The sequence below is a fragment of the Pseudomonas batumici genome, from assembly GCF_036585405.1.
Classification (GTDB): Bacteria; Pseudomonadota; Gammaproteobacteria; order Pseudomonadales; family Pseudomonadaceae; genus Aquipseudomonas; species Aquipseudomonas batumici.
Window position 1 is genome coordinate 6,596,597 of sequence record NZ_CP144470.1, and the last position, 20,951, is coordinate 6,617,547.

Consider the following 20,951-nt stretch of genomic DNA (forward strand, 5'->3'; position numbering starts at 1 on the left):
TAAAGAGCTTTGGAGTTGCCATGTTACCCAGCGATGAACAACAGCAAATCGGCGAGGTGGCCCGGGATTTTGCCCAGGAGCGCCTGAAACCCTTCGCCGCCGAATGGGACCGCGAGCACCGCTTTCCCAAGGAAGCCATCGGCGAAATGGCCGGGCTGGGCTTTTTCGGCATGCTGGTCCCGGAACAGTGGGGCGGCTGCGACACCGGCTACCTGGCCTACGCCATGGCCCTGGAAGAAATCGCCGCCGGCGACGGCGCCTGCTCGACCATCATGAGCGTGCACAATTCGGTCGGCTGCGTGCCGATCCTCAAGTTCGGCACCGAGGAGCAGAAAGCCCGTTTCCTGCCGCCGCTGGCCAGCGGCGCCATGCTCGGCGCCTTCGCGCTGACCGAACCCCAGGCCGGCTCCGATGCCAGCGGCCTGAAGACCCGTGCCCGGCTTGAGGGCGACCATTACGTGCTCAACGGCTGCAAGCAGTTCATCACCTCCGGGCAGAACGCCGGGGTGGTGATCGTCTTCGCGGTGACCGATCCGGCCGCGGGCAAGCGCGGTATCAGCGCCTTTATCGTACCCACCGACTCGCCGGGCTATGTCGTCGCGCGGGTCGAGGACAAGCTCGGCCAGCATGCCTCCGACACCTGCCAGATTCTCTTCGAGGATGTGAAGGTGCCGGTTGCCAACCGCCTGGGCGAGGAGGGCGAGGGCTACCGCATCGCCCTGGCCAACCTGGAAGGCGGTCGTGTCGGCATCGCCGCGCAATCGGTGGGCATGGCCCGGGCCGCGTTCGAGGCGGCGCGGGACTATGCCCGCGAGCGGCAAAGCTTCGGCAAGGCGCTGATCGAGCACCAGGCTGTGGCGTTTCGCCTGGCGGACATGGCCACCCAGATCGCCGTGGCCCGGCAGATGGTGCACTACGCCGCAGCCCTGCGTGACAGCGGCAAGCCGGCGCTGGTGGAGGCCTCCATGGCCAAGCTGTTCGCTTCGGAAATGGCCGAGAAGGTCTGCTCGCAAGCCTTGCAAACCCTGGGCGGCTATGGCTATTTGAACGACTTCCCGTTGGAGCGGATCTACCGCGACGTGCGGGTCTGCCAGATTTACGAAGGCACCAGCGACATTCAGCGCATGGTCATTTCGCGCAACCTGTGATCAAGGAATCTATCGATGAGTTATGAAACCATTCTGCTGGACATCAAGGACCGTGTCGGCCTGATTACCCTGAACCGCCCGCAGGCGCTCAATGCCTTGAACGCCCAGATCGTCAGCGAGCTGAACCAGGCGCTGGACGCCCTGGAAGCCGATCCGAACATCGGCTGCATCGTGCTGACCGGCTCGAAGAAGGCCTTCGCGGCGGGGGCCGATATCAAGGAAATGGCCGAACTGACTTACCCGCAGATCTACCTGGACGACCTGTTCAGCGACAGTGACCGGGTGGCCAACCGGCGCAAGCCGATTATCGCCGCGGTGTCCGGTTTTGCCCTGGGCGGCGGTTGTGAACTGGCGCTGATGTGCGACTTCATCCTGGCCGGCGACAACGCCAAGTTCGGCCAGCCGGAAATCAACCTCGGCGTGCTGCCGGGCATGGGCGGCACCCAGCGCCTGACCCGCGCGGTGGGCAAGGCCAAGGCCATGGAAATGTGCCTGACCGGGCGCTTTATCGATGCGGTGGAAGCCGAGCGTTGCGGGATCGTGGCGCGGATCGTGCCGGCCGACGAGCTGCTTGAGGAAGCGCTGAAGGTGGCGGCGGTGATTGCCGGCAAGTCGGTGCCCATCAGCATGATGGTCAAGGAAAGCGTCAACCGTGCCTTTGAGGTCAGCCTGTCGGAAGGTGTGCGTTTCGAGCGCCGGGTGTTCCACGCGGCGTTCGCTACCCAGGATCAGAAGGAAGGCATGGCGGCGTTCATCGCCAAGCGTGAGGCGCAGTTCAAGGACAGTTGAGGCGTGCTGTTCGCCGTATGGGGTGGGTCTGGATTTACGCGAGTAAAACTCAGACCTGTCCCACAACCTTTGAAGATAGGTCCCGTTGAGGCAGTAACGCCTTCGTAGAAAGATCGCTTGTTCGCTACAGGCGGGTGTCATCGACACTCTTCGATCTCTCTATCTGAAGGACGTTGCTATGGATGTTTTTGCCAGGTGGTCACGTATATTCTGCAGGGGCGGTTTTGTCGCGATTGCCCTGTTGAGCGCTTCCACGCTTTGTGTGGCCGCCACAAGCCAGGGGGCTGAGATCCGTTTTGGTGTCGAAGCCCTGGTCCCTCCTTTTGAAAGTCGCAATGCACAAGGCGAGTTGGTTGGCCTGAACATCGAACTGGGCAATGCCCTCTGTTCCGAGCTCAAGCGCAGCTGCGTCTGGGTCGACCAGGACTATGCAGGCATGATTCCGGCGCTCGAAGCCGGAAAGTTCGATGCGATCATGCCCATGACCCCGACGCCCGAGCGCCGCCAGAAGATCGACTTTAGCGATCCACTCTACTCGCTGAGCAGCCGCCTGGTGGCGCGCAAGGGCAGTGGCCTGCAGCCGGATGTCACGTCGCTCAAGGGCAAGCATATCGGTGTATTGAGGGGGACCAACCGCGAAGCCTATGCAAAAGCCCAGTGGGGATCTCAGGGTATTGCCATTCGCAGTTACGCCTTGAACGATGAACTGGTCCGCAGCCTGCAGGCCGGTGAAATCGACGCGACGCTACAGGACACCCTGGAAATTGCCGAAGCCTTTTTGAAAACACCTCAGGGCAAGGGTTTCGAATTTACCGGTCCCGTGGTGACCGATGAGCGCTTGGGCAGCGCGATTGCCATCGGTGTGCGTCAGCAGGACCGCGAGCTGCGTGAAGCACTGAACCGGGCGTTGCAGTCGCTCAAGGATTCGGGCCAGTACGCAGCCATTGTTTCCCGTTATCTGCCTGAGTGGCCTGCTGCCACGCTGCGGCCCAAACTGCAATTTCTGGGCGAACAACCGAGTCTTCCGTTTTCCGAAGTGGTCCGTGTCGGCGAGTGGCTGTACCTGTCGGGTGTGCTGGGCAGCGATGATGCCGGCAAGTTGGTGAGTGGCGGTATTCGGGGGGAGATGGAGCAGGCCCTGACGCGGATACGCGGGACGCTGGAGCGCAACGGTTCGTCCATGGAAAACGTCGTGAGGTGCACGGTGATCCTCGCCGATATCAAGGATTTTGCCGCGATGAACGACGTGTATATGAAGCATTTCAAGGCCGGCAGTCGACCGGCGCGGACCACCTTTCAGGCCGGTAAGCTACTGATGGACGCGCGGGTGGAGGTGGAGTGCCAGGCGTTGGTCAAGGCGTAGGATGTGTGTGGGGCTGACAGCCCCATCGCGAGCAAGCTCGGCTCCTACAGGATTTTGGTTGAACCACTCATTTGTGACCAACCGATAACCTGTAGGAGCCGAGCTTGCTCGCGATGCTTTTGGCGTCACACGAGGTAGTGCTTCAGTTCCCGCGCAATCAGCATCCGCTGAATCTCGCTCGACCCTTCATAGATCTGTGTGATCCGCGCATCCCGGTAATACCGCTCCACCGGATAATCTTCCAGATACCCATACCCCCCATGAATCTGCATGGCCGAGGAGCAGACCTTCTCGGCCATTTCCGAGGCGAACAGCTTGGCCTGGGACGCCTCCGACAGGCACGGCTGCCCGGCACTGCGCAGGCGCGCCGCATGCAGGATCAGCAGCCGCGCGGCATTGATCCGGGTGTGCATGTCGGCCAGCAGGTTGGCGATGCTCTGGTGCTCGATGATCGGCTTGTCGAACTGCACCCGCTCCCGCGCATAGGCCAGCGCCGCTTCGAAGGCCGCGCGGGCAATGCCCAGTGCCTGGGCGGCGATGCCGATGCGACCGCCTTCCAGGTTCGACAGGGCAATGGCCAGGCCCTTGCCGCGCTCGCCCAGCAGGTTGGCCTCGGGCACGCTGCACTGGTTGAGGGTCACCGCGCAGGTGTCGGAGGCGCGGATGCCCATCTTGTGTTCGCTACGATCGACGACAAAGCCTGGTGTGTTGGTAGGCACCAGGAAGGCCGAGAGGCCTTTCTTGCCCAGATGGGGATCGGTGACGGCAAAGACGATCGCCAGTTCGGCGCGCTTGCCGTTGCTGACGAACTGTTTGGCGCCATTGATCACCCACTGGCCGTCCTTCAATTCGGCGCGGGTCCGCAGGTTGTGGGCTTCCGAGCCGGCCTGGGGTTCGGTGAGGCAGAAACAGCCGATGGCCTGGCCGGTGGCGAGCCGCTCCAGCCAGGTTTCTTTCTGCGCCTGGCTGCCGTAGTTCAGGATAGGCCCGCAGCCGACCGAGTTGTGAATGCTCATCAGCGCGCCGGTGGCACCGTCGCCGGCGGAAATTTCTTCCACGGCCAGGGCGTAGGCCACGTAGTCGACATAGGTGCCGCCCCATTCCTCGGGCACCACCATGCCCAGCAGGCCCAGTTCGCCCATCTTGGCCACCAGGCCGTCGTCGATCCAGCCGGCTTTTTCCCAGGCCTGGGCATGGGGCGCGATCTCGCCGCGGGCGAAGTCCCGGGCCATGTCGCGGATCATCACTTGTTCTTCGCTCAGTTCAATATCGTGCATGATTCAGTTCCCGTTCGCGTCGAGGCCATGGAAAAAGCTGGCGACATGCTCGGCGTCCAGTTCGCGCAAGGTCGGAGGGTTCCAGCGTGGGGTCTTGTCCTTGTCGATCAGCAGGGCGCGCACGCCTTCCATCAGGTCGCCCCGGTCGAACCACTGGCGATCCAGATGCAGTTCCAGGGCGAAGCAGTCTTCCAGGGCCAGATGGCGGCCGCGACGGAGCATTTCCAGGGTCACGGCCATGGCCAGGGGCGAGCGGGTCTCCAGCAGGTCGGCGGTTTCCCGCGCCCATTCATGGCTGTCGGCGACGGTCACTTCGCGCAGTTGCTCGACCATGCTCGGCACATCCGGCAGGGCGAAGAAGTGGTCGATGGCCGGGCGCAGTGCGTCCAGCGGCGCGTCGGGCAGGGTTTGCACGGCGAGTTTGGCCAGCAGGCCCTGGAGGTCCTTGAGCGGCGTGTCATGCCATTCCAGGTGATCGAGGCGTTCGTCCAGCAGGGCCAGTTTGTCGCTGCTCAGGTACCAGTCGGCCAGGCCGCAATAGAGGGCGTCGGCGGCGCGGATCTGCACGCCGCTGACCCCCAGGTAGATACCCAGCTCGCCCGGAATGCGTGGCAGGAAATAACTGCCGCCGACATCCGGGAAGTAGCCGATGGCGACTTCCGGCATGGCCAGGCGGCTGCGTTCGGTGACCACCCGCAGGTCGGCGCCTTGCACCAGGCCCATGCCGCCGCCGAGGACAAAGCCGTCCATCAGTGCCAGCACCGGTTTGCGGTAATGGTGGATCGTCAGGTCCAGGGCGTATTCCTCGACGAAGAAGTCTTCGTGCAGGCGCCCGCCGCCCTTGTAGCTGTCATATAGCGAGCGGATATCGCCGCCGGCACAGAAGGCCCGCTCGCCGGCACCGCGCAAGACCACCGCGTGGACCCGTGGGTCGTGGGCCCAGGCGTCGAGCTGCTGCTGCAGGGCGCGGACCATGTCGAGGGTGAGGGCGTTGAGCCCGGCGGGGCGATTGAGGGTCAGGTGACCGATATGGTTGCGCACGTCGGCGAGGACGTCGGGACCTGGGGTGTCGAGGTCCTGGGTGGCGGAGGATGAAACCCGAGCAGTCATCACTAACTCCCTGCTTTTATTGTCTTTTTCGGTGTGTTCGGCGGGCGAACGATGCCCGATCGTAACAGTGCAAATTTGTCGTGTACAACCGGAATAATCGCAGGTCGAGTCTGCATTTTTGCCTGTGCAGACTCCGAGCGCGCATGCCGTCCATAGACCTTAGCCGTGCTTGGGCTGCAACGCGAACAACGCCTCCCACTGCGCGGCGGGTCGCGACAGGATCGGCTGTGACCTTCCCGTCACGGGCCTTTTCCGGCTGTTTCGGCGCGGGCTTACGACACCCGCCCGGTTCCGCGAGTTGGCATTCTGGCCTCCTTGCGGCGAGGTTCCTCCGAGCGGCCGCGAGAGGACGAGCCCCGCTCCTCAAGAGCATGGGCTCATCCAATAACAACAAGAACGATAGCGCGGCCCTGGCCGCCCATTCTCTGCCCCTGTCCAACAGTGTGCCGGCCCCCGCCCGCACACGATAACTTCAAATAAATCCGGGACTCTGAAGATGACTCATAAATGGCTGACCTTACCTGTTCTGGCGTTGGCGCTTTGCTGCGGCGGCGCAAGTGCCAAGGAATGGAAAGAGCTGCGTTTCGGCACCAATCCGTCTTATCCGCCGTTTGAATCCAGCACCGCCGACGGCGGCGTGCAGGGCTTCGGCATCGATCTGGGCAACGCCATCTGCGAGGAACTCAAGCTCAAGTGCGTCTGGGTCAGCAATGATTTCGACGGCCTGATCCCCGCCCTCAAGGCCGGCAAGTTCGACGCCATCGAGTCGTCGATGACCGTCACCGAGCCGCGCAAGAAGCAGATCGACTTCACCGACCGGCTCTACGCCGGCCCGACGGCCATCGTCACCCGCAAGGACTCGGGGCTGCAACCGACCGCCGAATCCCTGAAGGGCAAGACCATCGGCTATATGCAGGGCACCATCCAGGAGGCCTATGCCAAGGCGCGCCTGGCGCCGGGCGGGGTGAAGCTGCGCGCCTACCAGAATCAGGACCAGGTCTATGCCGATCTGGTCTATGGCCGTCTCGACGGTTCGATCCAGGACAAGCTGCAGGCTGAAATGAGTTTCCTCAAGTCGCCCCAGGGCCAGGCCTTCCAGAACAGCCAGGGGATCAGTGACCCGCTGATCCCGATGGACATCGCCATCGGTGTGCGCCAGGGCAACGACGAACTCAAGGGCATGATCAACGGCGCGATCAAGGCGCTGCACGAGAAGGGCATCTACGCCCAACTGCAGAAGAAATACTTCGGCGACCTGGACCTCTACAACAACTGATCCCGGCGACCACGCCCCCCGTACGGCCCCGACCGTGCGGCGGTGGCGCGTGGCGCTGGAAGACGGGTGATCGATGTGACGACCTTTCTCGAATTCTTCGGCCTGGATGCCGCCAGCCTGCAAGGCTATGGCCCGCTGCTGCTGCATGGCGTGTGGATCACCGCCAAGCTCTCGGCGCTGTCGCTGCTGGTGAGCATGGCCCTGGGGCTGCTCGGTGCAACGGCCAGGCTCTCGCCGCTGCGGCTGTTCAATCTGCCGGCGACCCTCTACACCACGCTGATTCGCGGTATTCCGGACCTGGTGCTGATGCTGCTGATTTTCTACAGCCTGCAAGGCTGGCTCAGCCACCTGACCGAGGCCATGGACTGGCCCTACATGGAAATCGATCCCTTCGTGGCGGGTGTCGTGACCCTGGGCTTCATCTACGGTGCGTATTTCACCGAGACCTTTCGCGGCGCGATCCTGAGCATTCCCCACGGCCAGACCGAGGCCGCGACCGCCTATGGGCTGGGCGCCTGGCAGCGCTTTCGCTGTGTGGTCTTCCCGCAAATGATGCGCTTCGCCCTGCCGAGCCTGGGCAACAACTGGCTGGTACTGCTCAAGGCCACGGCGCTGGTGTCGATCATCGGCCTGGCCGATCTGGTCAAGGTTGCCCAGGACGCCGGTAAAAGCACCTTCAACATGATGTATTTCCTGGTGCTGGCGGCGCTGCTCTACCTGCTGATCACCAGCGCTTCGAACTACGTGCTGCGTTGCCTGGAGCGACGTTTCAACCTGGGTGTGCGGGAGTCGGCACGATGATCGAGTTGTTCCAGCAATACTGGCAACCCTTCCTGTTCACGGACGGCGAAAGCCTGACGGGTCTGGCCATGACCCTCTGGCTGTTGTGCGCCAGCATCGCCATGGGTTTCGTGCTGTCGCTGCCGTTGGCGCTGCTGCGGGTGTCGCGCAATCCGTTGCTGCGCTGGCCGGTGCAGGCCTTTACCTATGTGTTTCGCGGCACGCCCCTCTATATCCAGCTGTTGATCTGCTACAGCGGGATCTATGGCATGGCGGTGGTCCGTGAGCAGCCCTTGCTGGAGGCTTTCTTCCGCGATGCGATGAACTGCACCTTGCTGGCGTTCGTGCTCAACACCTGCGCCTACACCGTGGAGATTTTCGCCGGGGCGATCCGCAGCATTCCCTACGGCGAGATCGAGGCGGCCCACGCCTATGGCCTGAGCGGCTGGCGACTGTCGCTGCGCCTGATCCTGCCGTCGGCCTTGCGCCGAGCGCTGCCGTACTACAGCAACGAAGTGATCCTGATGTTGCACGCGACGTCGGTGGCCTTTACCGCGACCATTCCGGACATCCTCAAGGTCGCCCGGGATGCCAACTCGGCCACCTTCATGACCTTCCAGTCTTTCGGTATTGCCGGGTTGCTCTACCTGGGCTTGTCCTTCGGCCTGGTGGGCCTGTTCCGGCTGGCGGAACGGCGTTGGCTGAACTTCCTGGGCCCGGCGCACTGAACTTCCCATTTTTTCCAGGGCAGTGGCCCGGGAGTTTCCATGTACAAATTGAATATCGAAAACCTCTACAAACGCTTCGGCGATAACGAGGTCCTCAAGGGTGTGTCGCTGCAGGCCCGCTCCGGCGATGTGGTGAGCATGATCGGCGCCAGCGGTTCGGGCAAAAGCACCATGCTGCGCTGCATCAATTTCCTCGAACGCGCCGACGAAGGCCGCATCGAGCTGGACGGCGAACTGATCGCCACCCATCCGGCGCCCGGCGGCATGAAGGTCACCAGTCCGGCGCAGTTGCAGCGCCTGCGTACCCGCCTGGCCATGGTGTTCCAGCACTTCAACCTGTGGAGCCACCTGACGGTGCTGGAGAACATTATCCTGGCACCCTGCCGGGTGTTGGGCGTGTCCCGCAAGGAAGCCGAGGAGCGGGCGCGGGCCTATCTCGACAAGGTCGGCTTGCCCCAGCGGGTGGCCGAACAGCATCCGGCGTTTCTTTCCGGCGGCCAGCAACAGCGCGTGGCGATTGCCCGGGCCCTGGCCATGGAGCCGCAGATCCTGCTGTTCGACGAGCCGACCTCGGCGCTGGACCCGGAGCTGGTGGGCGAGGTGTTGAAAGTGATTCAGGCGCTGGCCGAAGAAGGTCGTACAATGCTCATGGTCACGCACGAGATGGGCTTTGCCCGGCAGGTTTCCAGCCAGGTGCTGTTCCTCCATCAAGGCCGGGTCGAAGAGCAGGGCGGTGCCCAGATGCTCGACCATCCGCAAAGCGAGCGTCTGCAACAGTTTCTTTCTGGTCGTTTGAAGTGAGGCAAGCCATTCATGGCGGATATTCGTGACCTGTCGATCGTATTGGATCGCATCGACCAGGCAATTATCGAGGTGCTGCGCCACGACGGGCGTATCACCTACCAGAAGCTCTCCGAGCGCGTGCACCTGACTCCCAGGCCTTGCCTGGAACGGGTGCGCAAGCTGGAGCAGTTGGGGGTGATCCGTGGCTACGGGGCGATTGTCGACGAGAAGAAACTCTCGCCGGGCCTGTCGCTGCTGGTGCTGGTGGCGTTGTCGAACCAGAGCGGGCGGGCGGCGCAGAAAGCCTTCGAGGCCAAGACCCGGGCCTGTGCCCAGGTACTGGAGTGTCGCTTGATCAGTGGCGCGTTCGACTACAGCCTGCGCATGCGTTGCCGTGACATGGAGCATTACCGGGTGCTGACGGAAACCTGGCTGGACGACCCGGAGCTGCACATCGACAAGCTGGTCAGTCATCCCGAACTGGCGATGGTCAAGACCTCCATGGAGTAACATCGGCTGCCGGCGAAAGCCGGCAGTTGCAGTTCAAGGCACTCGATTCGTGCCGCGCCGATTCTGCTGCACCACGCAAATCTTTCAGCCGTTTCCAGCCTTCGCCACCGGCTTATCAACCGGGTTTTTCCCGGGCGTGAACAGACAATGAGCACCTCAACCCCTCATTGAATTCATGCCCATGCAAACCACCCATACCGTCTTGATGGTTCGTCCGGCGAGCTTCGCCTTCAACCCCGACACCGCCGCCAACAACCGTTTCCAGCAGCAGGCCCAGGGCGGCGAAAACGTCCAGCAGCAGGCGCTCGAGGAATTCGACCAGTATGTCGCGGACTTGCGCGCCCACGACGTCGAGGTCCTGGTGCACCAGGACCGCGCCTTGCCGCATACCCCGGACTCGATCTTTCCCAACAACTGCTGGAGCAGCCATCCCGACGGCACCCTGGTGATCTACCCGATGCAGGGCCATAACCGCCGCCTGGAGCGCAACAAGGGCGTGCTCGACTGGCTGCGCGCGCAGCACCAGGTGCTGCAGTGTGTGGACTTTTCCGGTCTGGAGGCCCAGGGCCTGTTTCTCGAAGGAACCGGCAGCATGGTGTTCGACCGCGAGCAGCGGATCTGCTACGCCGGCTATTCCACCCGCACCCATGCCGCGGCCCTGCAGCCGGTGCTCGATCACCTCGGCTACGAGCTTTGCGGGTTCAATGCCGTGGACCGGGCAGGGGTGCCGATCTACCACACCAACGTGATGATGAGTGTCGGCCAGCACCTGGCCGTGGTCTGCCTGCAGGCCATCAGCGATCCGGCCGAGCGCGACGGCCTGCGCCAGCGCCTGGCGTCCAGCGGCAAGGAAATCCTGGCCCTGGACTGGGACCAGCTGGAGTCCTTCGCCGGCAACATGCTGGAAGTGCACAACCGCCGGGGCGAGCCTCTGCTGGTGATGTCGCGCACGGCCTGGGCGTCGCTCGATGCCGGGCAGCGACGACAGGTCGAGCGCTACGCCACGCCCTTGCCCGTGAAGATCGACACCATCGAACGGATTGGCGGCGGCAGTGCCCGCTGCATGTTGGTCGAAGTGTTCCTGCCCAAGCATCCTTTCACCGTGGAGTGCGCCCGATGATTGTTCGTCCCGCCCGATTGTCCGACCTTCCGGCCCTGCTGTCCCTGGCGCAAAGCGCCGGCGCCGGACTGACCACGCTGCCCGCCGACCCGCAGCGCCTGCAACATCGCCTGGAGTGGGCGCAAAAGACCTTTGCCGGCAGCGCTGAGCGCGCCGATGCCGACTACCTGTTCGTCCTGGAGTCCGCCGAGGGTGAAGTCGTGGGCATCAGCGCCCTGGCCGGCGCTGTCGGCCTGCGCGAGCCCTGGTACAACTACCGGGTCGGCCTGATGGTCGCAGCGTCGAAAAACCTGTCGATCAACCAGCATCTGCCGACCCTGTTCCTGGGCAACGACATGACCGGCCATTCCGAGCTCTGCTCGCTGTTTCTCGGTGCGAAGCATCGCGAGGGCTTGAACGGTCGGCTGTTGTCCAAGGCGCGCTTCCTGTTCCTGGCCGAATTCCGCGAGCGCTTCGGTGACAAGGTGATCGCCGAGATGCGCGGCTACTCCGACGAGCAGGGCGTCTCGCCCTTCTGGGAAGGACTGGGGCGGCACTTCTTCAAGATGGATTTCGCCGACGCCGACTTCCTCACCGGCCAAGGCAACAAGACCTTTATCGCCGAACTGATGCCCAAGTTCCCGCTGCCCACCTGTCTGCTGCCGAAAGACGCGCAAGCGGTGATCGGCCGGGTCCATCCCAATACCGAGCCGGCGCTGGGCATGCTCAAGGCCGAAGGGTTCGGTTTCAAGGACTATGTCGACATCTTCGACGGCGGGCCGTTGATCGAGTGTGCCACTGATGACATTCGCGCGGTGCGCGAGAGCCAGGTGCTGGTGTTGAGCTTCGGTACGCCGGGGGACCATGCCGAGTCTTACCTGATCCACAATCGCCGGTTCGCCGAGTGCCGGATCGCCGCTGCGCCGGCCCGGGTCGCCGCCGGCACCCTGGTGGTCGAGGCCCGGACCGCCGAGGAACTCGGGCTTGAGGCCGGCGCCTCGGTGCGTGCCGTGACCTTGTCGGCACGGGGCGCGCAACAGGTCGCCGCCTAGTCCACCCGGACCCGGAAAGCCACTCGATTGTTCAGGAGGCTCGGAAAAGGACTGCAAAGTCAGTGTTCTGGCTCGGAAAAACCGTAGAACTGTTATTTCTGACAGTTGTGGGGCGTGGGGAGGCTCGATTGAATAGCCGGCAGCCCGTGCCTACCGGCACGGCATGGAAGGGTGTCAATCCCAGGGAGGACCCGCTCATGATGCTGGAGGAACTGCGCGGCTACCGGCTCAGCCCGGCAGGCGAATCGGATTCGACGTTCGGGCAGTCGGGTACGGTCAGGTTGCAGTTCCCCGGTTGCCTGTCGAGCCAGGCCCATGACGTGCTGGCCTGTGCCGATGGCAAGGTCCTGGTGGCGCTCAAGCTGGGTTTTGCCGACGGTTGCTGTTTTGGTCTGGCGCGACTGCATGACGACGGCGCGCCGGACGAGTCCTTCGGCGACGGCGGCTATGTGTCCGGTCGCTTCGAAGTCGGTGCCGAGGCCACGGCCAGCGGCGTGCAGTTACTCGCCGATGGCCGCATCCTGTTGTTCGGCCTGCACTACCTGGACGACGAACACAGCTTGCCGGCGGTGGCGCGGTTTGATGCCGCCGGGCGCCTTGATCCGACCTTTGGCGACCAGGGCGTGAAGGTGCTGCGCTTGCCCGGCGGGCTCGCCGAGGGCCCGCGGGACGGCTGGCTGCCGCCGGGGCTGCCGGGTGTCGAGGCCTGCGCGGGTACGCTGCAGGCGGACGGCAAGATCCTGCTGGTTGCCAATCACACCTACACCTTTGCCGATTATGTCGGGCTGTTGATCCGTCTCGAACCCGACGGCACCTTGGACCCGTCCTTCAACGGGCGCGGCTTTGTCGTGGTCCGGCGTTTGCTGGTGAACTCCTGGCTGAGCTGCGTGCGGGTCCAGGCTGACGGCAAGATCCTGGTGGGCGGCTCGGTGGACTTTCCCCAGTTGGGGCTGATGGCTCGCTATGAGGCCGATGGTCGCCTCGATCATGGCTTTGGCGATCGGGGCTTGCTCTCGTTCGGTTTTGCCGGGGCCAGTTCCCTGGTCACGAAACTGGCTGCCGGCCGCGACGGGCGCCTGCTGTGTGTCGGCAACCGCTTCAACCCCCTGCGTGGTGTCTTGCAGGGATTCACCGCCCAGGGCGCCGTGGACCGCGGCTTCAATGACGCCGATACCGTCCAGCTCGATATCGACACCCCGGCCAGTCGTTGGGCCGACCTCGCGGTACAAACCGACGGGTCGATTCTGGTGGCGGGCTCGACGGTGATGGGCTTTGGCTCGGACTTTGTGCTGGCGCGTTACCTGGCCGACGGGCAACCGGACCGCGACTTCGCCGGCGGGCGCGGCTGGGTGCGCACCAGCCTGGGCCGCAGCCTGGATACCGTCACCGCCCTGGCCCTGCAAGACGATGGGCGGATCCTGGTGGCCGGTCATTCGTTGTTCGGCAGTTTCAGCGCGGTGGTGGTGCGTTTTCGCGGGGACCTGCCGTTCGCTTCAGGACCGGCTTCAAGACCGGCTTCAAGACTGTAGCTCCGTTCTATTCCTGAACTGCTCCAAAGCCTCGGGATTGGCCAGCGCATCGGTGTTCTTCACCGCCAGTCCGTGCACCACGTTACGCACCGCCAGCTCCACGATCTTGCCGCTGAGGGTGCGCGGGATATCCGTGACCGCCAGGATCTTCGCCGGTACATGCCGCGGCGTGGTGTTGGCGCGGATCACCTGGCGGATCCGTTGTTCCAGGGCCTCGTCCAGTTCGGCGTCCTCACGCAGGCGCACGAACAGCACCACCCGCACATCGTTCTGCCATTGCTGGCCGATGGCGATGCTCTCCAGCACCTGCTCGACCTTTTCCACCTGCCGATAGATTTCCGCGGTACCGATGCGCACACCGCCGGGATTGAGCACCGCGTCGGAGCGGCCATGAATCATCAGGCCACCGTCGGCGAACTCCTCGGCATAATCGCCCTGGGCCCAGACCCCGGGAAACTGGCTGAAATAGGAGGCCTTGAGCTTCTCACCCTGGGGGTCATTCCACAGGCCCACCGGGATCGCCGGAAAGTGCCGGGTGCAGACCAGCTCGCCCTTGGCACCGAGCAAGGGCTGGCCGTTGTCGTCCCAGACTTCCACCGCCATGCCCAGGCTCTTGCACTGCATCCGCCCGCGTACCACCGGCAGCACCGGATTGCCGCTGACGAAGCAGGAGACGATATCGGTGCCGCCGGACATGGAGGACAGGCAGACCTCCTCCTTGATCTGGCGATAGACATAGTCGTAGCTGTGGGGCGACAGCGGCGAGCCGGTGCACAGCAGGGTCTTCAGGCTGTCCAGCCGATGGCTCCGGCGCGGGCTGAGCCCGGCGTCTTCCAGGGCGGCCTGGTACTTGGGGCTGGTGCCGAAGGCGCTGATGCCCTCGCTGTCGATCAGGTCCAGCAGGCGTTGCGGGCCGGGGTGAAACGGCGAGCCGTCGTAGAGCACCAGCGTGGCGCCGACCGCCAGGCCCGAGACCAGCCAGTTCCACATCATCCAGCCGCAGGTGGTGTAGTAGAACAGGCAGTCGTCGCGCCCCAGGTCGACATGCAGGCCGTGCTCCTTGAGGTGTTGCAGCAAGACCCCTCCGGTGCTGTGGACGATGCACTTGGGCACCCCGGTGGTGCCGCTGGAGTAGAGGATGTACAGCGGATGGGCGAACGGCACCGGGGTGAATTCGGGATCGCCGCCGGCCTGGTAGAAGTCGTTCCACAACGCCACCCGGGCCTGGGTGCGGAAGTCCTCGATGCGCGTCTCGGGCCGGGCGTAGGGCACGATCAGCAGTTGCTGCAAGCCGGGCAGGCGTTCGAGGATCTCGTTGAGCTTGGCGGTCTGGTCGATGACCTTGCCGGCGTAGCGGTAGCCGGCGCAGGTGATCAGCACCTTGGGTTCGATCTGGCCGAAGCGGTCGATCACCCCCTGGGTGCCGAAGTCCGGCGAGGAGCAGGACCAGATGGCGCCCAGGCTGGTGCTGGCGAGCATGCCCACCAGGGTTTGCCAGGTATTGGGCATGCAGGCAGCGACCCGATCGCCAAGGCCGACGCCGGCGGCCCGCAGGCTTCTTTGCAAGCCGGCGACCTGGGCGGCGAGCTCGGCATGGGTCAGGGTTTCCCGGCGTCCGTCTTCGCTGACGGCGACCACCGCGAGGTGATCGTCGCGGCGGCGCAACAGGTGTTCGGCGAAGTTCAGGGTGGCGCCCGGGAACCAGCGGGCGCTGGGCATCTGCGGGCCCTCGGTCAGTACGGTGCTGGCCGGGGCGTGGAATTCGACGTCGAAGAAGTCGACGATGGCCTGCCAGAAGTCCTCCCGCCGCTCGATGCTGAAGCGGTGCAGGGCCGGGTAGTCGTCGAGTTGCAGGTCGTGGCGATGATTGACGAAGCGCCGGAACGCTTCGATCCGGGTCTTGCTGACACGCTCGGCGCCGGGGCGCCAGAGGACTTCGGCCATGGTGTTTCCTTATTTACTGTGCCAACCAGCCACCATCGATATTCCATGCTGCGCCGCGCACCTGGCTGCCGGCCTCGCTGCACAGGAACAATACCAGTTCGCCCAGTTGCGATGGAGTGACGAACTCCAGTGACGGCTGTTTCTCCGCCAGCAGATCGTGTTGCGCCTGTTGCGGATCGACTCCACCGGCGGCGCGGTCATCGATCTGTTTCTGCACCAGCGGGGTGAGCACCCAACCGGGGCAGATGGCATTGCAGGTGACGTTGCTGGTGGCGGTTTCCAGGCCCACCACCTTGGTCAGGCCGATCACCCCGTGCTTGGCCGCGACATAGGCCGCCTTGCCCACGGAGCCGACCTGGCCATGCACCGAGGCGATATTGACGATCCGCCCCCAGCCCCTGGCCCGCATCCCCGGCAGCGCCAGGCGTGTGCTGTGGAACACCGACGACAGGTTGATGGCGATGATTGCATCCCAGCGCTCGACCGGAAACGCCTCGAGGCTGGCGACATGCTGGATACCGGCGTTGTTGACCAGGATATCCACGCCGCCGAATTCGCGCTCGGCATAGGCGAACATCTCGGCGATCTGCGCCGGGTCGCCGACATCGGCCGGGTGATGGCCGACCCGGCCGCCAAACTGCTCGACCTCGGCGATCACCGCGCCGGCATCGCCGAAGCCGTTGAGGACCACGTTTGCACCGGCCCGGGCCAGGCCCAGGGCGATACCCAGGCCGATGCCGCTGGTGGAGCCGGTGACCAGGGCGGTTTTACCTTTGAGACTCATAGTCGATTCCTCAGACGATGCCGGTGGCATAGAAGGTTGCAATCACCACGAAGACCGCCAGGGTCTTGATCAGGGTAATGCAGAAAATATCTTTATAGGCTTCCCGGTGGGTCAGCCCGGTGACGGCCAGCAGGGTAATCACCGCGCCGTTGTGGGGCAGGGTGTCCATGCCGCCGCTGGCCATGGCCGCGACCCGGTGCAGGACTTCCAGCGGGATATTCGCGGCATGGGCGGCGCTGATGAAACTGTCGGACATCGCCGCCAGGGCGATGCTCATGCCGCCCGAGGCGGAACCGGTGATCCCCGCCAGCAGGGTGACGGTGATGGCCTCGTTGGCCAGCGGATTGGGAATGCTCTTGAGCCAGTCGGCCAGTACCAGGAAACCCGGCAGCGAGGCGATGACCGCGCCGAAGCCGTATTCCGAGGCGGTGTTCATCGCCGCCAACAGGGCGCCGCTCACTGCGCTCCTGCTGCCTTCGGCCAGCTTGCCGCGAATGGCCTGGAAGCCGAAGAGCAGGACCATGATGATGCCCACCAACAGGGCCGCCTGTACCGCCCAGATGGCGGTGAGCTTGGCGATGTCGGTCTGTACCGGCGTGGTCATGCCCGGCAGGCTGAGGCTGTGGGTCTTGCCGTACCAGAGCGGAATCCAGCGGGTGAACAGTAGGTTCATGATGCCCACCAGCAACAGCGGCGAGAGGGCGATCCAGGGGTTGGGCAGGCGGATGTCCTCGGCGGTTTCCGGCTCGTTGCGCAGTTCCATGCCGTAGCCTTCGCCCGCGCGTTGGGCGCGATGGCGCTGGCGCTGCAGGAACAGCATGCCGGCGCAGAACACGAACAGCGTGCCGATCAGTCCCAGCCAGGGCGCGGCCCAGGCGGTGGTATTGAAGAAGGTGCTGGGAATGATGTTCTGGATCTGCGGCGTGCCGGGCAGGGCGTCCATGGTGAAGGAGAACGCGCCGAGGGCAATGGTGGCCGGCATCAGGCGCTTGGGGATATTGCTCTGGCGGAACATCTCGGCGGCGAAGGGGTAGACCGCGAACACCACCACGAACAGCGAGACGCCGCCGTAGGTGAGCAGGGCGCAGACCAGCACGATCACCAGCATCGCCTGGCGGGTACCGAACAGGCGGATGGCGGCGGCGACGATGGCGCGGGAGAAACCGGACAGCTCGATCAGCTTGCCGAACACGGCACCGAGCAGGAACACCGGGAAGTAGAGTTTGACGAAACCGACCATTTTTTCCATGAACACCCCGGTGAAGGCGGGGGCGACGGCGGAGGGGTCGGTGAGCAGGACGGCGCCGAGGGCGGCGATGGGGGCAAACAGGATGACGCTGTAGCCACGGTAGGCGGCCAGCATCAGCAATGCCAGCGCCGCGAGGGCGATGATCACACTCATGGTGTGTCTCCAATTGTTATTTTTGTAGGTTAGGTCTGAATCTCCCGTAGGGTTAGCGAGTTTTGTGCCATGTATTTAAGTTATTGAAATATATGGAGATTTTTTTGAATTCGGCGGGGTGGTGAGATTTTTGTCTCTGTAGTGAGACATGGGTGTCCTCAAGGGCCTCATCGCGAGCAAGCTTGCTCCTACAGGATTTCGGTTGAATTCGCTCTCGTGCACGACTCGATACTGTAGGAGCAAGCTTGCTCGCGATAAGAGTGCAGGGCACTCTCTCTAACGAGACGTATATCTCTTTATTGAGACTCGGCAATCCCCAACGCCACCATCTTCTTGTACAAGGTCGACCGCCCCAGCCCCAATTGCTTCGCGGCCTCCATCACCTTGCCGGCACATCGCGCCAGGGTCGTCTCGATCAATTGCCGGTCGAAACGCTCCCGGGCAGCGCTGAAGGTTTCGTTGTGCACGGACTCCGTGGCTTGCACCTGCGGGTGTTCCAACGCTTTGAACGTGCCGATCGCCCCGCGAATGTCGGCCGCATCCAACACCTGCGCATCGCTCAACAGCGCCGCCCGTTCCAGCACATTGCGCAACTCGCGGACATTCCCCGGCCAGGCGTGCCGGCCCAGCAGTTCCAGGGCCTCGGCCGCCAGTTCATGCTGGCTGCGCAACTCCTCGAGAATCGCTTCGCTCAGCGCCGGCAGATCCTCCAGGCGCTCGCGCAGGGGCGGCACCTGGATCGGCAGGACATTGAGCCGGTAATACAGGTCGGCGCGAAACTCGCCGCGGTGGATGGCCGCCTCCAAGTCGGTGGACGTGGCGGCGATCACCCGCACATCGCTGTGCAGCACCTCGTTGGAACCCACCGGCTCGAACTCCTTCTCCTGCAACACCCGCAACAACTTGCTTTGCAGAGGCAGCGGCATGTCGCCGATCTCATCGAGAAACAGCGTGCCGCCCTGGGCGATCTGCAATTTGCCGGGACGACCCTTGCGATCGGCGCCGGTGAAGGCCCCCGGCGCGGTGCCAAAGAATTCGGCCTCCAGCAGGGTCTCCGGAATCGCCGCGCTGTTGATGCTGACAAAGGCCTTGTGCGCCCGCGGCGAGGCGCTGTGGATGGCCTGGGCGAGCAGTTCCTTGCCGGTGCCGGTTTCCCCCAGCAGCAGGACCGGCGAGTCGCTGCTGGCGCCGCGCCGGGCCCGGCGCTTGACCTCCAGGCTCGCGGCGCTGGTGCCGATGAAGTGGGCGAAGGTGTATTTGGCCTGGCGCGCGCGCAGCAGCGACCGCGTCGACGCCAGCTCGGCCTGCATGCTCTGGAAGCGCTTGAGCAGTGGCGAGAGACTGCGCAGTTCATCGAACAGGGCGAAGCCGATGGCGCCGATCACCGCCCCGCCGGCATCGTGGATCGGCAGGCGCATCACCACCAGCGGTTCCCTGGGGGTGTCTTGCAGGTCCAGCAGGATCGGCTGGCCGGTGCGGACCACCTGGCGCAGCAGGCTGCCGGGAATCACGCTCTCGCAGGCCCGGCCAATGGCTTCGCCGGCGTTGGCCAGGCCGAAGCGCCGGGCGTAGCGTTCGTTCATCCAGACGATGTTGGCGTCACGGTCGACGATCACCGTGCCTTCGCTGGATTGCTCGATGATTTCGAACAGCGAACGAATCGCCAGCAGGCGAACCTGCTGGTAGTCCTTGAGGCTTTCGGTGTCGGTCATGGCGGGTTCGTCCGTTTGCCGGCGAGCGGCGATCGATCAAGTCGGGGCTATCAGGTCGGGGCTATCAAGTCAGAGCTATCAAGTCGAGGCTAGCAGGGTGGCGGCGAGCAGTTCCCGGGTATAGGGATGCTGCGGGGCGTCGAACACCGCGTCGGTGGCACCGCGCTCGACCACCTGGCCGTCCTTGACCACGATCAGGTCATGGGCCAGGGCGCGCACCACCGACAGGTCGTGACTGATGAACAGGTAGGTCAGACAGTGTTTTTCCTGGAGATCGCGGAGCAGGGCGACCACCTGTTTCTGCACCGTGCGATCCAGCGCCGAAGTCGGTTCGTCCAGCAGGATCAGCGCCGGCTTGAGCACCAGGGCCCGGGCGATGGCGATGCGCTGGCGCTGGCCGCCGGAAAACTCGTGAGGGTAGCGGTGGCGGCTTTGCGGGTCGAGGCCGACTTCTTCCAGTGCGCGGATCACCAGGGCGTCGCACTCGGCGGGGGTGTTGGCGCTGTGCACCTCCAGGCCCTCGCTGATGATCTGGGCCACCGACATGCGCGGGCTGAGGCTGCCGAACGGGTCCTGGAAGACCACCTGCATCTGTTTGCGCCAGGGCCGCAGCTGTTTCTGCTTCAGGCCGTCGAGGGACTGGCCCTGGAAGCGGATGGCGCCCCTGGAGTCCAGCAGGCGCAGGATCGCCTGGCCCAGGGTGGACTTGCCGGAGCCGGACTCGCCGACAATGCCCAGGGTCTTGCCGCGCTGCACGCTGAGGCTGATGCCGTCCACTGCGCGCAGGTATTGCTTGCGCCGGAACAGCCCGCCACCGACCTGGAACTGCACGTGCATGTCGTCGACCTGCAACACCACCTCGCTGTTGCCCATCGGCAGCGGCTGGCCCGCCGGCTCGGCATCCAGCAGCACGCGGCTGTAGGGATGCTCGGGACGCTTGAACAGGGTTTCGCAGTCCGCCTGCTCGACAATCTGCCCGGCTTTCATCACGCAGACCCGCTGGGCGATGCTGCGCACCAAGTTGAGGTCGTGGCTGATCAGCAGCAGCGACATGCCCAGGCGTTGTTGCAGGGACTTGAGCAGCAGGAGGATCTTGCGTTGCACCGTCACGTCGAGGGCGGTGGTGGGTTCGTCGGCGATCAGCAGCTCCGGCTCGCAGGCCAGGGCCATGGCGATCATCACCCGCTGGCGTTGCCCGCCGGACAGTTGGTGGGGGTAGGCCTTGAGGCGTTCCCGGGGTTTCTGGATGCCCACCAGTTCCAGCAGTTCGAGAATCCGCGCCTGGGCCGCCTTGCCGCCGAGGCCCTTGTGCAGCAGCAGGGTTTCGCCGATCTGCTTTTCCACGCTGTGCAGCGGGTTGAGGGAGGTCATCGGCTCCTGGAAGATCATCGCGATCCGGTTGCCACGCAGGCTGCGCAGGGTACTGTCGTCGGCCCCCAGCAGTTCCTGGCCGCGATAGCGCACGCTGCCCAGGACCCGGCAACCGCTACGTGGCAGCAGTTGCAGGATCGAGTGCGCGGTGACGGATTTGCCCGAGCCGGACTCGCCCACCAGCGCCAGGCATTCGCCGGCGCGGATATCCAGGCACAGGTCGCGCACGGCGTGCTGGCCGCTGAAGTCGACGTTGAGGTGGCGGATTTCAATCAGGTTGTCGGTCATTGCGCT

Annotated in this window: 18 protein-coding genes; 11 read left to right on the forward strand and 7 right to left on the reverse strand. The window is 64.2% G+C overall.

What is annotated here, in order from left to right:
* Positions 1 to 20 precede the first annotated feature (20 nt).
* The 3 genes from NUH87_RS30340 to NUH87_RS30350 all read left to right on the forward strand — a co-directional run bounded on the left by NUH87_RS30340 (position 21) and on the right by NUH87_RS30350 (position 3,300).
* Positions 21 to 1,148, forward strand: coding sequence for an acyl-CoA dehydrogenase (locus NUH87_RS30340; RefSeq protein WP_338523956.1), 1,128 nt, complete (start codon positions 21 to 23; stop codon positions 1,146 to 1,148).
* 15 nt (positions 1,149 to 1,163) lie between these two features.
* On the forward strand, positions 1,164 to 1,937 hold the full coding sequence (locus NUH87_RS30345; RefSeq protein ID WP_338523957.1) for an enoyl-CoA hydratase: 774 nt from the start codon (positions 1,164 to 1,166) through the stop codon (positions 1,935 to 1,937).
* A 178-nt stretch (positions 1,938 to 2,115) separates the two neighbouring features.
* A complete protein-coding gene (locus NUH87_RS30350) occupies positions 2,116 to 3,300 on the forward strand; it encodes a transporter substrate-binding domain-containing protein (RefSeq protein WP_422393892.1) in 1,185 nt (394 codons plus the stop codon).
* Between the two features lie 125 nt (positions 3,301 to 3,425).
* Here the strand turns inward: NUH87_RS30350 and NUH87_RS30355 are convergent, their stop codons facing one another.
* The gene (locus NUH87_RS30355) at positions 3,426 to 4,577 is read right to left on the reverse strand and encodes an acyl-CoA dehydrogenase family protein (RefSeq protein WP_338523959.1); all 1,152 of its coding nucleotides are present in this window, start codon (positions 4,575 to 4,577) and stop codon (positions 3,426 to 3,428) included.
* Positions 4,578 to 4,580: 3 nt separating this feature from the next.
* Positions 4,581 to 5,687 carry an enoyl-CoA hydratase/isomerase family protein gene (locus NUH87_RS30360; protein WP_338523960.1) on the reverse strand — a complete coding sequence of 369 codons (1,107 nt, stop codon included), beginning with the start codon at positions 5,685 to 5,687 and terminating at the stop codon, positions 4,581 to 4,583.
* A 496-nt stretch (positions 5,688 to 6,183) separates the two neighbouring features.
* Here NUH87_RS30360 and NUH87_RS30365 point away from each other — a divergent pair, with 496 nt between their 5' ends.
* The 8 genes from NUH87_RS30365 (at position 6,184) to NUH87_RS30400 (ending at position 13,444) form a co-directional block, all read left to right on the forward strand.
* The gene (locus tag NUH87_RS30365; protein ID WP_338523961.1) at positions 6,184 to 6,963 is read left to right on the forward strand and encodes a transporter substrate-binding domain-containing protein; all 780 of its coding nucleotides are present in this window, start codon (positions 6,184 to 6,186) and stop codon (positions 6,961 to 6,963) included.
* Between the two features lie 75 nt (positions 6,964 to 7,038).
* Positions 7,039 to 7,764: an ABC transporter permease gene (locus tag NUH87_RS30370; protein WP_040068671.1), complete on the forward strand. Its 726-nt coding sequence runs from the start codon at positions 7,039 to 7,041 to the stop codon at positions 7,762 to 7,764.
* Complete coding sequence (locus tag NUH87_RS30375; RefSeq protein WP_338523962.1) at positions 7,761 to 8,471, forward strand: ABC transporter permease; 711 nt, start codon at positions 7,761 to 7,763, stop codon at positions 8,469 to 8,471. Before NUH87_RS30370 ends, NUH87_RS30375 begins: the two co-directional genes overlap by 4 nt.
* Before the next feature lie 39 nt (positions 8,472 to 8,510).
* Positions 8,511 to 9,272: an ABC transporter ATP-binding protein gene (locus tag NUH87_RS30380; protein WP_040068608.1), complete on the forward strand. Its 762-nt coding sequence runs from the start codon at positions 8,511 to 8,513 to the stop codon at positions 9,270 to 9,272.
* Positions 9,273 to 9,284: 12 nt separating this feature from the next.
* Positions 9,285 to 9,764, forward strand: coding sequence for an Lrp/AsnC family transcriptional regulator (locus tag NUH87_RS30385; RefSeq protein ID WP_040068606.1), 480 nt, complete (start codon positions 9,285 to 9,287; stop codon positions 9,762 to 9,764).
* Positions 9,765 to 9,945: 181 nt separating this feature from the next.
* Positions 9,946 to 10,884 carry a citrulline utilization hydrolase CtlX gene (ctlX, locus tag NUH87_RS30390; protein WP_338523963.1) on the forward strand — a complete coding sequence of 313 codons (939 nt, stop codon included), beginning with the start codon at positions 9,946 to 9,948 and terminating at the stop codon, positions 10,882 to 10,884.
* Positions 10,881 to 11,915 (forward strand): arginine N-succinyltransferase, encoded by a 1,035-nt coding sequence (gene astA, locus NUH87_RS30395; protein WP_338523964.1) that lies wholly within the window; start codon positions 10,881 to 10,883, stop codon positions 11,913 to 11,915. The genes ctlX and astA overlap by 4 nt, the downstream gene beginning before the upstream one ends.
* Positions 11,916 to 12,112: 197 nt before the next feature.
* Positions 12,113 to 13,444 carry a hypothetical protein gene (locus NUH87_RS30400; protein ID WP_338523965.1) on the forward strand — a complete coding sequence of 444 codons (1,332 nt, stop codon included), beginning with the start codon at positions 12,113 to 12,115 and terminating at the stop codon, positions 13,442 to 13,444.
* On the opposite strand, the gene NUH87_RS30405 is transcribed toward NUH87_RS30400, so the two are convergent.
* From NUH87_RS30405 to NUH87_RS30425, 5 genes are all read right to left on the reverse strand, one after another.
* On the reverse strand, positions 13,433 to 15,388 hold the full coding sequence (locus NUH87_RS30405) for an acetoacetate--CoA ligase (RefSeq protein ID WP_338523966.1): 1,956 nt from the start codon (positions 15,386 to 15,388) through the stop codon (positions 13,433 to 13,435). The two genes, NUH87_RS30400 and NUH87_RS30405, sit on opposite strands and share 12 nt — an antisense overlap.
* A gap of 13 nt (positions 15,389 to 15,401) precedes the next feature.
* Positions 15,402 to 16,172: a 3-hydroxybutyrate dehydrogenase gene (hbdH, locus tag NUH87_RS30410; RefSeq protein WP_338523967.1), complete on the reverse strand. Its 771-nt coding sequence runs from the start codon at positions 16,170 to 16,172 to the stop codon at positions 15,402 to 15,404.
* Between the two features lie 10 nt (positions 16,173 to 16,182).
* Positions 16,183 to 17,574 carry a GntP family permease gene (locus tag NUH87_RS30415; protein WP_338523968.1) on the reverse strand — a complete coding sequence of 464 codons (1,392 nt, stop codon included), beginning with the start codon at positions 17,572 to 17,574 and terminating at the stop codon, positions 16,183 to 16,185.
* A gap of 296 nt (positions 17,575 to 17,870) precedes the next feature.
* Complete coding sequence (locus NUH87_RS30420; protein ID WP_338523969.1) at positions 17,871 to 19,286, reverse strand: sigma-54 interaction domain-containing protein; 1,416 nt, start codon at positions 19,284 to 19,286, stop codon at positions 17,871 to 17,873.
* A 78-nt stretch (positions 19,287 to 19,364) separates the two neighbouring features.
* Positions 19,365 to 20,945, reverse strand: coding sequence for an ABC transporter ATP-binding protein (locus NUH87_RS30425; RefSeq protein WP_338523970.1), 1,581 nt, complete (start codon positions 20,943 to 20,945; stop codon positions 19,365 to 19,367).
* Positions 20,946 to 20,951 lie beyond the last annotated feature (6 nt).

Excerpts from the sequence above, each read along its gene's own strand:
- NUH87_RS30340 (WP_338523956.1), top strand. The coding sequence starts at position 21 with ATGTTACCCAGCGATGAACAACAGCAAATCGGCGAGGTGGCCCGGGAT.
- NUH87_RS30345 (WP_338523957.1), top strand. The coding sequence starts at position 1,164 with ATGAGTTATGAAACCATTCTGCTGGACATCAAGGACCGTGTCGGCCTG.
- NUH87_RS30350 (WP_422393892.1), top strand. The coding sequence starts at position 2,116 with ATGGATGTTTTTGCCAGGTGGTCACGTATATTCTGCAGGGGCGGTTTT.
- NUH87_RS30355 (WP_338523959.1), bottom strand. The coding sequence starts at position 4,577 with ATGCACGATATTGAACTGAGCGAAGAACAAGTGATGATCCGCGACATG.
- NUH87_RS30360 (WP_338523960.1), bottom strand. The coding sequence starts at position 5,687 with ATGACTGCTCGGGTTTCATCCTCCGCCACCCAGGACCTCGACACCCCA.
- NUH87_RS30365 (WP_338523961.1), top strand. The coding sequence starts at position 6,184 with ATGACTCATAAATGGCTGACCTTACCTGTTCTGGCGTTGGCGCTTTGC.
- NUH87_RS30375 (WP_338523962.1), top strand. The coding sequence starts at position 7,761 with ATGATCGAGTTGTTCCAGCAATACTGGCAACCCTTCCTGTTCACGGAC.
- NUH87_RS30380 (WP_040068608.1), top strand. The coding sequence starts at position 8,511 with ATGTACAAATTGAATATCGAAAACCTCTACAAACGCTTCGGCGATAAC.
- NUH87_RS30385 (WP_040068606.1), top strand. The coding sequence starts at position 9,285 with ATGGCGGATATTCGTGACCTGTCGATCGTATTGGATCGCATCGACCAG.
- ctlX (WP_338523963.1), top strand. The coding sequence starts at position 9,946 with ATGCAAACCACCCATACCGTCTTGATGGTTCGTCCGGCGAGCTTCGCC.
- astA (WP_338523964.1), top strand. The coding sequence starts at position 10,881 with ATGATTGTTCGTCCCGCCCGATTGTCCGACCTTCCGGCCCTGCTGTCC.
- NUH87_RS30400 (WP_338523965.1), top strand. The coding sequence starts at position 12,113 with ATGATGCTGGAGGAACTGCGCGGCTACCGGCTCAGCCCGGCAGGCGAA.
- NUH87_RS30405 (WP_338523966.1), bottom strand. The coding sequence starts at position 15,388 with ATGGCCGAAGTCCTCTGGCGCCCCGGCGCCGAGCGTGTCAGCAAGACC.
- hbdH (WP_338523967.1), bottom strand. The coding sequence starts at position 16,172 with ATGAGTCTCAAAGGTAAAACCGCCCTGGTCACCGGCTCCACCAGCGGC.
- NUH87_RS30415 (WP_338523968.1), bottom strand. The coding sequence starts at position 17,574 with ATGAGTGTGATCATCGCCCTCGCGGCGCTGGCATTGCTGATGCTGGCC.
- NUH87_RS30420 (WP_338523969.1), bottom strand. The coding sequence starts at position 19,286 with ATGACCGACACCGAAAGCCTCAAGGACTACCAGCAGGTTCGCCTGCTG.
- NUH87_RS30425 (WP_338523970.1), bottom strand. The coding sequence starts at position 20,945 with ATGACCGACAACCTGATTGAAATCCGCCACCTCAACGTCGACTTCAGC.